We start from the raw sequence: 13,169 nt of genomic DNA on the forward strand, positions 1-13,169 counted from the left end.
TGCCTGATTCTATGACCAGGCAGCTTTGAACAGCTTGAGCCTCGGTAACACGGCATCCGGGTTAGGAGTAGGAAAGGAATAGGAAAGGAGGCGGGCTGCAACCACACCGATAGCGACCTATCGGAGTCGATGACTGCAGCCCACCGGTGCGGGTGACCGCTCTGTCCACCGGCGAAGCCTCAGAGCTCGCCGGCAAACAGGGACGGTATCTATCAGTCGCGGTTCATGCGAGTCGCGAAGGCGCTGAAGGTTTCCAGCTGTGCCGCCAGGAAGGAACGGGTCTCTTCATCGACCAGAGTGTCGTCGCTGATCTTGTTGTGGACCTGGGGCACCATCGCTTCCGGCTTGTTCATTACCATGGCATCGAAGAACACCAGGATCTGACGCAGGTGGTACTGGGCACGCACACCACCGGCGTTACCCGGGCTGGCAGTCTGGATCAGCACCGGCTTGCCGGCCAGCGGCTGCGGAGAGACGCGGGAGATCCAGTCCAGGGTGTTTTTCAGCACACCGGGCACGGAGTAGTTGTATTCCGGTGTAACGATGATCAGGCCATCGGCCTTGGCGATCTCTTCAGCCATGGCCTGAACAGCTGCCGGGAAGCCTTCAGCCTGAAGGTCCGCATCGTAGTGCGGAATATCGCCGATGGAACCCAGCTGTTTGATCTCAACCCCCTGAGTAGCAAGCTCAGGCAGGGTGCGGGCGATGGTAGCGTGGTAGGAGCCCTTGCGCAGGCTGCCGACCAGGGTAACGAAAGTTTGGGTTGTCTCACTCATCTCGGTAAGCTCCGAATCAGTTTGCATGCGGGATCAAACGTACTGGACTGGATAATATAGACAGCCAGAGACGTTCAGGTTTCAGCTATATTAAATAAAAACCATTATGCGGTACACTACCGTATCACATAGCAATACAAACAACTAAGCAGCAAACCACTAAATAGAGTTCCGCAGATGGAGCTCTGCGACGGAACTTTCCAGCATGGAAAATGAGAAACCCCAGCCCGGTATTCAGGTGATCTCACGCGCGATAGCGATCCTGCGGGTACTGAGTGATACGCCCCAGAGCCTGGGCAGTATCGCCAACGCCACCCAGCTGCCCCGCTCCACGGTACAGCGCATCGTCGATGCCCTGGCGCTGGAGTCGCTGGTCGAGGCCGGCAGCAAAGGCGTTCGCCTCGGCTGGGGGCTGGCGGAGATCGCCAACCGCAACAAAACCAATATCGTCGAAACCGCCCGACCGGTGCTGGAGACCCTGTTTGCCAGAACCCACGAGACTGTGGATATCTCCACCGCCCTGGGCAAGGAAGTATCCTTTCTCGATCGTATCATCTCCGATCAGGAGCTGCGGGTGGTTTCCTTCCCCGACAAGCCCCGCCCGCTGCACGCCAAGGCTAATGGCAAGGCGCTGCTAGCCTGTCTCAGCAACGCCGAGATCGAGCGTCTTTACAGCGATCAGCCGATCGCGCTGACCGAACACACCCTGACCGATCTACCAACGCTGCTCGCAGAGCTCGAGAAAGTCAGGAAAAGCGGGTTCGCCTATGATCTGGAAGAACATGCTCTGGGCGTCTGTGCCATCGGTACCGGCCTGATCGCGCCGGATGGCAAGGCTTACGCCTTTTCGGTGGCGATGCCGGCGAGCCGCTACCCGAGCGTCAAGCAAGAGGTCGAAATCGCACTGCAGGAAGCCCGCGACATGCTGAGCGGGCTGCTTGAGCGGCTCTAGAGCCAGGCTCAAAGCGGCTCCTAAACCAACCTCTAAATCGGCCCCGGCATCAACAGCACCGCTCAGCTGCCGGGGTCACTCTCCGCAGCGCCGTTATCCTTGCGGCTTTCCAGCTGCTTCTTCAGCGCCGGCAGCCGCTCGCTGCGGATAATTACAACGATCTCATCTTCTACCTGAATACGATCCGTCTCATCCGGCAGTACCAGCTTGCCGGCACGATAGAGACAGATGATGCGGGTACTTTTTGGCAGGCTCAGCTCGCTGATAGGCCCCGCCTCCGATTCGGCCGCGACAAAGGAGAACACCTCTGCGTCGGCATGAATAATGGCGGACAGCTCCAGGCTTTTCTCGCCCCGGATCATATTCACCAGGTGACGCGCCACCGCCCGGTTCGGCGCCACGGTATCCTCAAGCCCCAGTTCGACACAGATATGTTCAAACTCCGGCGCGGTCACCAGCAGGATCACCCGGCGGAACTTCAATGATCGCGCCACCAGCGCGGCGATAATGTTGTCACGTTCGTTATTGAGCAGTGCGAACAGCGCATCGGTGCTGCCGGGGTCCGCCTGCTCAAGCACATCCGGCAGGCTGCCATCGCCATGCAGAAAGCCGCACTCGATCTGCTCCGACAGCTCATCGATCCGCGCCTTGCTCTTCTCTACCAGCACCACATCGCAGCCCTCAACCAGCAGCATGCGCGCGGTGGCGAGTGTCAACGTGTTAGTGCCCAGAAATACAAATCTCATGCTCAATCATGCCTCCGGCCGATCCAGGTCCGCGGAAGAAACAGCACCAGCAGCGCGACGATCTCCACGCGCCCCAACAGCATATCGATGCACAGCACCACCTTCAGTGCAGGCGCCAGCTCCGGCCGCACCACACCACTGGAGAGCCCCACGGTACTGACCGCGGAAACCACCTCAAACAGCGCGTTCAGCGGTGGCTCTCCATAGAGCAGGAACACCCACCAGGAGAGCATCACCACCAGAAACCAGAGCCCCAGCAATACCAGCACGCTGCCGATATCCTCGGCGTCGATTACCTCCCGCCCCAGCCGCGGCGACAGCACCGCCCGGGAAGGCGCATTGATCCGCTGCAGCGCCACCCGGATCACCTGAAACAAGATCAACAACCGGATCAGCTTGAAGCCGCCCGCGGTGGAACCAGCGCTGCCACCCACCAGCATAGACAGGATCAACACCAGCATAAGCCCCGGATCCAGCGAGGTTAGATCCAGGCTGGTAAAGCCGGTGGTCGACTGGGCCGACACTGCCAGCACCAGCGCGTTACCGAACGCATCCGAGGCATTAAAGCGGCCGCTGATCAACAGGTAAGCCGTGAAGAGCAGCGTCAGCAGCAGCACCGCGAGCAACAGCGCCCGGGTCTCCTCCTCCAACAGACGCCGCGGCTGCCTTTTGCTCAGCGCGACAAAATAGAGCGGCAGGCCGATAGCACCTGCCAGCGACAGCAGAGTGATCGCCAGTTGCGGCGCAATCGACAGCGATTCCAGGCTGTTATCAAAACCGGAAAAGCCGCCGGTAGAGACCGCGGCCAGCGCATGGATCAACGCCTCGAAACCATCATGATGGGTCAGCCAGATCAGCACAAAGCCGAACAGGGTCAGACTGCTGTAGACCAGCAAAACCTGGCGCGCATAGCTCCTGGCGGTAGAACTGGCGCCTTCCTCGCCGCTGGGCTGCAGCAACTTGCGGCTTGCTACCTGGTGCCCCATCAACAGAGCAACCGCCAGCACCGCGATACCGAGACCGCCGTACCACTGCATCCAGGCGCGGGTGAACAAAAACGCACGAGAGTGGGATTCAACCGAGGAGAGGGTGCTCAAGCCGGTAGTGGTGATCGCGGATACCGCCTCAAACCAGGCATCGAGCCAGAACAAACCCTCGGCCCTGAGCGCGTAGCTCATCAGCAAAGGGACAATCAGAAATACCAGCGCGGTGATGCAGAGCGCCTCGTTCCGCTGCACATAACGCGGTTCAGGCAGAAAACTGAGCGGAACGAACACCAGCAGCAAAACAAGAATCAGCTCGATAAGACGCAGACCCAGCTCCTGGGCGCCGGCCCCGAGGGACACCAGCGCCGGCACCAGCGTCAGCACGGCCAGGGCGATCAACAGCTGGGCCAGGGAGCGCAGCACCACCCTGGGCCTTACCGACCGCATCAACGCATGAGCAGGTGCATCCGGCACGGGCCAAACTCCCTGTTAGGTAATTTTAGTGGCGGGCTAATTATTACGTGCTACTTATCGCAAGCTAATTGTCTCGTACGAACTGTCCGGTAACAGGAGTCACCTTGAGTGTAGGCCAAGCCGCCGAGGTTGGTTTGGGCCTCGGTACCCAGATCCGCCGGCAGTACCGCTATTCCCTGAATCTGTTGATCGCCAGATAAGCCAGTAGCGTGGTCAGCAGCACCAGGATCATCAGCACCACGAAAAAGCCGTGGCCATATTCCTCCATGGGTACGCCGCCCACGTTCATGCCGAACAGCCCCGCCATGATATTGGCCGGCAGCGCCAGCACGGTGACCACGGTCAGGATCGCCAGGGTCCGGTTGGTCTGCTCGTTAACCGACTCCGACAGCTCCTGCTGCAACAGCTTGATCCGCTCCACCAGCGCCCCGGAATCACCGATGGCGGTGGCGAACTCCTCTGTAGCGGCCTGCAGGTCACGCACATCCTCTTCAGTTATCCAGTGCGGCGGCCGATTCAACAGGCGGAACAGGGCCGCGGGCTCAGGCGCCAGCAGCCGCTGCAGGCGCACCAGGGTTCGGCGCAGCGTACCCAGCTCGGAACGGCCAGAGCTGCCGATACGATGCGCCAGCAGACGATCTTCCACCCGATCCACATGTACCGTAGAGCGACGCAGCACATCCACAAGCACGCCCGCCTGCGACTCCAGCAGATGACCGAGCAGCGCCGTTGTCGAGCGGAAAGTTTCGCCCTTGCGCACTGCGGGCCGCAGATGGTCGATGGAGCGCAAGGGTTTGAGGCGGACACTGACCAGCAGGTTGGGTTTGATACAAAGACTGGTGGTGGAAATAGCGGCGGGATCAAAGCTGAAATCGAACAGCAGGTCATGTACGACCGCAATCAGGGCATCGTCCTCCTGCTCCAGCCTGGTAGAACCTACCTCACTGCCAATCGACTCATAAAAGGCCTGCGGCAGCCGCAAATGCTTGCGTAGCCAGGGCACCGAAACCGTATTGGAGAGGGAGAAATGCAGCCAGACGAAGTCGCCGTTGCTCTGTGGCTCTAACTCTTCTCCCTGCTCTGGGCTCGGGGCTTCACCAGCGCGGGAGGCCGACAGGATATTCACCGCCTCTTCAGCATTGATCGGGCGCGCGGGTGTATCGGGTTTGAAGTGGTATCCCCAGATCAGCCCCTGCTGATCTGATCCATAGGAAGCACTGTGAGTCTGCATGGTTGTTCCGATGTCCAGGTAAAAATCGAAAAATTCGGCGAAAGCCTCTCCGGGCGTCTATTCTCTGTAAACGGCCAATCGCGCCTTATGCCAGATCGCATAACTGGCTGGATATGCTGCTTGCAGGCCGCTTAGAAGCAAGCCGCCCGACCGGCCTGCTACTAGACTGAACCAAAATCGTTACCGGCGTTATAGCCGATCACTGTCAGAGACTATTAATGTGCAACAGATATCTTTTTGTCTGCCGCTATAATTAATAACACCTAAATTAGTCCGTCTTTTACAACAGCGTTTTAACTGGCTCCGGATGCAGTTATGGAACAACGAAAACCAGTGATCACATACACGCACACAAGTCTGGAAGCAGCCGACGCGACTCTGAACAACCTTCTGGACCTGATCGTCGAAGGCACCTGGGACTGGAGCCGCTCATCCGGCGAAGTTAAACGCAGCCCCGGCTGGTACCGTATGCTTGGCTTTGAAGTGGGTGTGTTCCGGGAGGATGTGTTCACCTGGGAAAACCTGATTCACCCGGACGACTACCAGCGGGTGATGCAGAACTTCGAGCAGTTCACCTCGGGCCAGATCGACAACTACAGCATCGACTACCGCTGTAAAAAGTGCGACGGCAACTACCTCTGGATTACCGACAACGCCCAGATCATCGAGCGTGACCCGAATGGCGTCGTCACCCGGATTATCGGCGCGCACCTGGATATCCATGAGCGCAAAACAGCCCAGCTGGAGCTGTTCGAACAGAACCGCCTGCTGCGGGCAGACAATGTCACCCTGGAAAAGCTGATCACCCAGAAAGCCCGGGAGCTGGAGATCCGTAACCGGGAACTGCAGCAAAAGGTGCTGGAGATCGAGCTGATATCCAACACCGATCCGCTGACCCAGGTTCCCAACCGTAAAAAGTTTGAAGAAGAGCTGCTGAACGAAAAGTGCCGCTCCGACCGTTACGGCCATGAACTGTCGGTGGCGATGCTGGATATCGATCACTTTAAGAACATCAACGATACCTTCGGCCACGAAACCGGTGACCGGGTACTGAAAAAGCTCGCCGCGTTTGTCACCGAGAACATCCGCGAAATCGACTTTTTCGCGCGCTGGGGCGGTGAAGAGTTCGTGCTGATCTTTCCGGATGTGGGTCTCGAAGGCGCCGTCAGCTGCGCCCAAAAGCTGCGCCAGCTGATCGCCGAACACGAGCTTTACCCGGGCTTCAAGATCACCTGCAGCTTCGGCGTCACCGCTTACCACAGCGGCGATTCGCTGGATGATCTGTTTTCACGCATCGACAACGCACTCTACGTGGCGAAAAACTCAGGTCGAGACCAGGTGGTCGAACTGCGGGCAAAAGCGCTTACCTAGCGCCGATAATGCCGGCATCAGCGGTAAAACCCCTCATTTAAGCCGCTATCAAGCCACTGCAGTATTCCTCACAAGTGCAGCGGAGATCCAATCTTGCGGTCCTTCTGCATAACCGCTGTGCAAAAAAGACCCAGATCCTCTTAACGGGTGCCTCGCGCCCCCCGTATTAACAGGCTTTCCAACCATACCCGTCACAGCTGGCTGCCCCCCTGGCTGGCTAAAAATGCATCGATCTCAAACGACGTTAACCGACCGTAAATATGAAGTCTATTTTTCGACGATTCTACAAATATCTTATTTTAAGAAAAATATTACTACATATTTTATTTTAAGCAGCCATATAAACTTATTTAAAAAACAAAAGCAGGTTATTAAAACTTCACAAAATCATGAAGTGATTATTTCATTTTTACTATTTAACAGATGGGGTGCCGCTCCTAACATCCGGATAAAAACAACTATGCACTGATGATTTATCGCCCCGGATAGAGGATTAGAACCATGGATACCCCCCTCAACCAACCTCAGGGTGGCAACGAAATGCCCCGCTTCGGCGGCCGCGCCACCATGTTGCGCCTGCCGTTTGCCGAAACCGCTGAGGGGCTGGATGCTGCCTTTATCGGCATTCCTCTTGATATCGGCACCTCTCAGCGCGCCGGCACCCGCTACGGGCCGCGCCAGATCCGTGCCGAGTCCGTGATGATCCGTCCTTACAACATGGCCACGGGCGCCGCGCCGTTCGACTCGCTGCAGGTGGCCGATATCGGCGATGTGCCGATCAACACCTATAACCTGCTGAAGTCCGTCGACATCATCGAGGACTACTACACCCAGCTGAACCCTCATTCGGTGATTCCGCTGACCCTCGGCGGCGACCACACCATCACGCTGCCGATCCTGCGCGCCATGGCGAAAAAGCATGGCCCCGTGGGGCTGATCCATGTCGATGCGCACACCGACACCAACGACAACATGTTCGGTGAGAAGATCGCCCACGGCACCACCTTCCGCCGCGCCGTCGAAGAAGGCCTGCTCGACTGCAACCGCGTGGTGCAGATCGGCCAGCGCGCCCAGGGTTACTCCGCCAACGACTTCAGATGGGGAGAGAGCCAGGGTTTCCGCCTGTTCACCGCCGAGCAGTGCTGGCATAAGTCCCTCGCTCCGCTGATGCAAGAGATCAGCCAGCTGATGGGTGAAGGCCCGGTCTATCTCTCCTTCGATATCGATGGTATCGACCCGGCCTGGGCGCCGGGCACCGGCACCCCGGAAGTAGGTGGCCTGACCTCGATCCAGGCGCTGGAAATTGTCCGCGGCTGCAAGGGCCTCAACCTGGTCGGCGCCGATCTGGTTGAGGTTTCACCGCCCTACGATCTGAGCGGAAACACCTCTCAGCTGGGCGCCAACCTGCTTTACGAAATGCTCTGCGTTCTGCCCGGCGTTACTTATAAGTAGAGCTACACCTAAAGCTACAAGCAACGCCAAAGCCATGCACAGGTCGGTCGCCACAGAAGCGACCACCTGTTCAGCCGCTTACAAAGCTGCAAGACCTCTCGAATGCGAAAAACAATAAAACATTAAACGTGCATGGAGTTTTAAAAATGGAAATACATAGCGGACACGATACGATCCTCCCCACCAGTGCGGAAGACCGTAATCTGGGGCTTCTGGGAACCATTTTTCTCTGGACCGCCGCCACGCTGGTGACTCCGACCATCATGACGGGACAGATGTTCATCCCGGACGTCACCCCCTACTCCGCCTTTATGACGGTGCTGATCGGCTCCATCCTGGGCTGTATCGCGCTGGCATCCGTGGCGATTATCGGCACAAAAACCGGCCTGCCGACCTTTGTTATTGCCCGCTCAACTTACGGCTATCACGGCTCTAAAATCTTTGCTGCCCTCAACGTGGTCATACTTGCAGGCTGGTCTCTTATTCAGGGTTACCTCGGTGCGATGGCCCTTAATAAAGTGACCAGCTTGGTGTTCGGCCTGGATAATATCGTACTGTGTATTTTTATTACCCAGGGCCTGGTGATGGTGATCACCATTCTCGGCCACTCCGGCATCCAGAAGATAGAGGGCGTCGCCTCCTCGCTGATGCTGATCATGGCGCTGTCGGTGACCTACAAACTGCTGAGTGAACACGGCCTGACCGAGGTTAAAAACCTGCCGCTGTCCGATACACCGAGCCTCACCCTGGCGATCGTATTCGATATCGTGCTGGCCACCGCGTTCTCCTGGATCACTCTGCCCTGCGACTACAACCGCTACTGCAAGAGCAAGAAAGTCAGCGGCATCGGCATCGTCAGCGGCTACATGCTAGGCACCATCATCGCCATGGGCCTGGGTATTCTCGTCGGTGCGTTCTCCATCATCGGCGGCCACACCCCGACCTATGACCCGGCGGATATCATGCAGGGCAAATATGTCGCCCTGGGCTCGCTGGTGATGTTCCTCTCCGTGGTCACCACCAACATCATGAGCCTGTACAGCGTATCGATGAGCAGCATGTCCGTACTGCCGAAGTTGCGCTTCCCGGTGGCCGTGCTGTTCTGGGGTATTTTGATCATCCTTGGCACCCTGCTGCAGGAGATGCTACTGGCCTCCTTCTTTGACTGGGTTCTGCTGGTAGGCGCGCTGATGATTCCGGTGTTTGCGATCATCATTACCGACTACTACCTGATCAATAACCGCACCCTTAACGACAGCTCCGTTAACTACACCTCCGTTAACAACAAGGCTGGCCAGGGTCTGGATTTCAATATCATCGCCCTGATCACCTACGTGCTCAGTGCCGTGTTTGCGATCTACTTCACCTATTCAGCCCCGCTGGAGATCGGCTCAACCGCACTGACCTTCGTTTTTGCAGCCACGGTCTATTTCGTGCTGACCAAGCTGTTCGGTGCGCGCAACAGCCAGAACCTTTCAACCGCACAACTATAAAACCCGGTTAACTATGACTCGTATCGAAAACTACATCGCAGGGGAAGCGAAGCCGGTAAAGGCCTACGCTCCCTCGTTTAATCCCTACAACCAGGAAACCATCGCCGAGTATCCCCTGTCCGGTGCGGCCGATGTGGATAACGCCGTCGCCAGCGCCAACCGTGCGCTACGCGACTGGCGCCGGCTGTCATTCCGCCAGCGCGGCGAATACCTGGACAAGATCGCTAGTGAGATCGAGCAGCGCTCCGAAGCCATCGCCCAGGCAATTACCCTGAGCGGCGGCAAGCCGATCTCCGAGGCGCGCTTTGATGTGCTGGATTCCATCGACTGCTACCGCTACTACGCCAAACTGGCGCGAGCGCAGGACTCGCAGCAGAACGCCGTGGTCGAGACCGAGGCTGACGACCTCTCCAGCCGCACCCGCCGCGAGCCGGTCGGCGTAGTCGCGCTGATTACGCCCTGGAACTTCCCCACGGTGACCACCTCCTGGAAGCTGGCCCCTGCGCTGGCGGCCGGTTGCACCGTGGTGCTCAAGCCGTCGGAGATCACACCGCTGCCGGAGTCTTACCTGGCGGAGATCTGCGCCGCGGTCGACCTGCCCGCCGGTGTCGTCAACATCACCTACGGTGCCGGTGAGACCGGCGCCGAGCTGGTGCGCCACCCGGATGTACGCAAGGTATCGTTCACCGGAAGCACCGAAACCGGTGGCCGTATCGCGGCTGCCGTGGCGGCTGATATCAAGAACCTGAGCCTGGAACTGGGCGGCAAGTCCTCGATTATCGTCTGCGAAGATGCAGACCTTGAGCTGGCCACCTCCGCCGTGATCGGCGGCATCTTCTTCAACAACGGCCAGATCTGCTCGGCGACTTCACGTCTGCTGGTGCACGAATCGATCGCGCCGGCCCTGCTGGAACGCCTGGCCGCCGAAGTGGCCGGCATGAAGCCCTCCGACCCGAGCGCTGAGGACGCCGTGCTCGGCCCGCTCGCCTGCAAGGCGCAGTTCGATAAAGTGAGCTCCTACCTGCAGATCGCTAAAGAGGAAGGCCTTAATGCACTCACCGGTGGCGGCACCTTCGCTCACCCGAGCTGCGAACTGATGATCGAGCCCACCATCTACACCGATGTACCGGCGAGCAGCCGCCTTTGGAACGAAGAGATCTTTGGCCCGGTGCTCTGCTGCCGCATCTTCGGCAGCGATGAAGAGGCGATCCGCGAAGCCAACAACTGCGAATACGGCCTCGCCGCCACGATAATCAGCAGCGATGAAACGCGTGCCGACAACCTCGCCTTTGAGCTGGAAGCGGGCCATATCTGGATCAACACAGACCAGCGCGTACTGGCGGAAACCAGCTGGGGCGGTATGAAAAAAAGCGGTATCGGCCGCGAGCTGGGCCCCTGGGGCCTGGCCGCGTTCACCGAGATCAAGCACATCACCAAGCCGTCGGGAGTCTGAGATGACCTATCCGCTACTCAATGACTGGAGCGCCTATGTACCGCCCGTACACTTTGGTGCGGGCCGCAGCGCTGAAACCGCCGAGCTGCTTAAAGCCAAGGGGCTGCAGAACCTGCTGGTCGTCACCGACCCGGGCGTTCGCAGCCAGCCGTTCTTCGACAGCTTTATCGCGTCCCTGGATCAGCAGAACGTAAAGCTGAGCCTGTTCAGCGATATCCGCAGCAACCCCACCTCCGATAGCGTCACCGCCTGCGCCGAGGCCTATCGCGCCAACGGCTGCGACGGCATTGTCGCCATCGGTGGCGGCAGCGCCATCGACGTGGCCAAGGCGGTCTCACTGACCGCCAATAACGGCATCAGCCTCTGGGAGTTCTGTCAGCTGGAAAACCCGGACCGGCTGCCGAAGGTGGAAGGCGAGAACTTCTTTGTGCCGCTGATGATCATCCCGACCACCGCGGGCACAGGGTCTGAGCTGTCCGGCAGTTTCTGCGTAATCACCGATACCGAAACCCATCGCAAGCGGGTAGCGTTTCACACGGAGCACTTCCCCTTTGCGATCATCGATGACCCGCAGTTGCTCACCGGCCTGCCGGCGAACCTGACAGCCTGGACCGGCATGGATGCGCTGACCCACGCGCTGGAAGCCTACGCGGCGCCCTCTTACAACCCATTGTGCGATGGCATAGCGCTGGAGGCGATCCGCCTGTGCGAACAGTGGCTGGAGCCTAGTTTCAAGGATGGCCACAACGCCGAAGCCCGTGCCCATATGATGTCTGCATCGAGCATCGCGGCGGTGGCATTCAGCTCGAAGGGGCTCGGTGCCGTGCACTCCATGGCGCATGCGGTAGGTGCACTGTTCGATACTCACCATGGTCTGGCCAACGCGGTACTGCTGCCCTACGTGCTGGAGCACAACAAGGGCGCTATCGAAGAGAAGCTGACCACCGTGGCCAGGCTGCTGGATCTGGAACAGCGCTCCGCCGACGGCGTGATCGCCTGGCTGCTGCAGTTGCGCAAGTCGCTGTCGATTCCGCATACCCTGGCGGAGCTAGGCATCGAGCGCAGCACCCTGGCAGAGATCGCCCAGGCCTCCTTCCAGGATGCCGAGCATCAGACCAACCCGGTCGAGATGACAGAGGCGGACTTTATGGCCATCGCCGAGCGCGCCTTCGACGGCTACGTCTGTTAATGCCGAGCCGGTAACGCTAGACAAGCCCCTTACCACAGAATCCTAAGGGGCTTGTCTTCTATCTGCCGTAGCGGCCTTAGCCCCATTTACAGCGTGCCCGGCCCTTCCATCTTCTCCAGCAGATAATCGATAAACACCCGCACCCGTGCCGGCATCGTTTTGCCGCCGATAAACACCGCGTGAATCGCCTCGGTATCGCCGGGATTGTACTCATCAAGCAGACTGACCAGCCGCCCGGACGCCAGCTCCGGCCCGATATGAAAATCGCCCAGCCGGGTGATTCCCACCCCCTGTAGCGCCAGCTGCACCAGCGTCTCGCCGTTGTTGGCGTGGGCGTTGCCATCCACCGGCAGCATGATCTCTTCGCCATCCACCCGGAACGGCCAGCCCGGCTCGATCCGTTTGAAGCTGAAGTCCATGCAGTTATGGTTCAGCAGATCCTGGGGCTCTCGCGGATAGCCATGCTTTTTAAGATACTCCGGCGAGGCCACCACCGAACGCCCGGTTTCTCCCAATCGACGGGCGCTAAGCAGGCTGTCGGGCAGCGGCCCAAAGCGGATCGCCACATCGATATGTCCACCCTCCACATCGGAGACCTCATCACTGAGGTGCATATCCACGGTGATATCGGGGTAGCGGGCGAGAAACTCCGGAATCAGCGGCACTATATAAAGTCGCCCGTGCGCCACCGCCGCGCTAACGCGTACCAGCCCCTTGGGGCTGCCCCGGTCGGCGATGGCGGTTTCCGTCTCGTTAAGGTCTGCCAGAATCCGCCGCGCCGCCAGAGCGTAATCCTCCCCTTCCCGGGTCAGACGCAGGCTGCGCGTGGTGCGCACCACCAGCTGCACACCCAGGCGCTGCTCGATACGACTGACCAAGCGGCTCACTGCCGAGGGAGTCAGCCCCGACTCGCGAGCAGCACCGCTGAACGACCCGGCGCAGGCAACGGCCAGGAAGGTCTCCATCTCGGCGGTGCGGTCTGTTCTTCTGTTTTCCATTGATGGTTCTCACGGGCAAGACAGGCAAAGGGTTAACAAGCCTTGAGT

11 protein-coding genes are annotated in these 13,169 nt (G+C 59.0%); 6 read left to right on the top strand and 5 right to left on the bottom strand.

The genetic code is table 11. From position 1 onward, the window contains the following. Positions 1-212 precede the first annotated feature (212 nt). Complete coding sequence (locus C4S72_RS15830) at positions 213-776, bottom strand: NADPH-dependent FMN reductase (RefSeq protein WP_104004134.1); 564 nt, start codon at positions 774-776, stop codon at positions 213-215. A gap of 205 nt (positions 777-981) precedes the next feature. Here C4S72_RS15830 and C4S72_RS15835 point away from each other — a divergent pair, with 205 nt between their 5' ends. Beyond that, entirely contained in the window at positions 982-1,728 is a 747-nt protein-coding gene (locus tag C4S72_RS15835) for an IclR family transcriptional regulator (RefSeq protein ID WP_104004135.1), read from the top strand. A gap of 62 nt (positions 1,729-1,790) precedes the next feature. Here C4S72_RS15835 and C4S72_RS15840 read toward each other — a convergent pair whose 3' ends face one another. From C4S72_RS15840 to C4S72_RS15850, 3 genes are all read right to left on the bottom strand, one after another. Then, positions 1,791-2,474, bottom strand: coding sequence for a potassium channel family protein (locus C4S72_RS15840; RefSeq protein ID WP_104004136.1), 684 nt, complete (start codon positions 2,472-2,474; stop codon positions 1,791-1,793). A 2-nt stretch (positions 2,475-2,476) separates the two neighbouring features. After that, positions 2,477-3,934, bottom strand: a complete 1,458-nt coding sequence (locus tag C4S72_RS15845) for a TrkH family potassium uptake protein (RefSeq protein ID WP_200826812.1) — start codon at positions 3,932-3,934, stop codon at positions 2,477-2,479. 169 nt (positions 3,935-4,103) lie between these two features. Then, positions 4,104-5,165 (bottom strand): transporter, encoded by a 1,062-nt coding sequence (locus tag C4S72_RS15850; protein ID WP_104004137.1) that lies wholly within the window; start codon positions 5,163-5,165, stop codon positions 4,104-4,106. Between the two features lie 315 nt (positions 5,166-5,480). Between C4S72_RS15850 and C4S72_RS15855 the strand changes: the two genes are divergently transcribed. The 5 genes from C4S72_RS15855 to C4S72_RS15875 all read left to right on the top strand — a co-directional run bounded on the left by C4S72_RS15855 (position 5,481) and on the right by C4S72_RS15875 (position 12,123). Continuing rightward, positions 5,481-6,536 carry a sensor domain-containing diguanylate cyclase gene (locus tag C4S72_RS15855; RefSeq protein ID WP_104004138.1) on the top strand — a complete coding sequence of 352 codons (1,056 nt, stop codon included), beginning with the start codon at positions 5,481-5,483 and terminating at the stop codon, positions 6,534-6,536. Positions 6,537-7,037: 501 nt separating this feature from the next. Next, the gene (speB, locus tag C4S72_RS15860; RefSeq protein ID WP_104004139.1) at positions 7,038-7,988 is read left to right on the top strand and encodes an agmatinase; all 951 of its coding nucleotides are present in this window, start codon (positions 7,038-7,040) and stop codon (positions 7,986-7,988) included. Between the two features lie 146 nt (positions 7,989-8,134). Continuing rightward, positions 8,135-9,481 (top strand): purine-cytosine permease family protein, encoded by a 1,347-nt coding sequence (locus C4S72_RS15865; protein ID WP_104004140.1) that lies wholly within the window; start codon positions 8,135-8,137, stop codon positions 9,479-9,481. Between the two features lie 13 nt (positions 9,482-9,494). Next, the gene (locus tag C4S72_RS15870; protein ID WP_104004141.1) at positions 9,495-10,934 is read left to right on the top strand and encodes an aldehyde dehydrogenase family protein; all 1,440 of its coding nucleotides are present in this window, start codon (positions 9,495-9,497) and stop codon (positions 10,932-10,934) included. A gap of 1 nt (position 10,935) precedes the next feature. Next, positions 10,936-12,123, top strand: coding sequence for an iron-containing alcohol dehydrogenase (locus C4S72_RS15875; protein ID WP_104004142.1), 1,188 nt, complete (start codon positions 10,936-10,938; stop codon positions 12,121-12,123). Between the two features lie 86 nt (positions 12,124-12,209). Here C4S72_RS15875 and C4S72_RS15880 read toward each other — a convergent pair whose 3' ends face one another. Further along, on the bottom strand, positions 12,210-13,121 hold the full coding sequence (locus C4S72_RS15880) for a LysR substrate-binding domain-containing protein (RefSeq protein ID WP_104004143.1): 912 nt from the start codon (positions 13,119-13,121) through the stop codon (positions 12,210-12,212). Positions 13,122-13,169 lie beyond the last annotated feature (48 nt).

Source organism: Marinobacterium lutimaris (genome assembly GCF_900108065.1).
In the GTDB taxonomy this organism is placed as follows: domain Bacteria; phylum Pseudomonadota; class Gammaproteobacteria; order Pseudomonadales; family Balneatricaceae; genus Marinobacterium_D; species Marinobacterium_D lutimaris.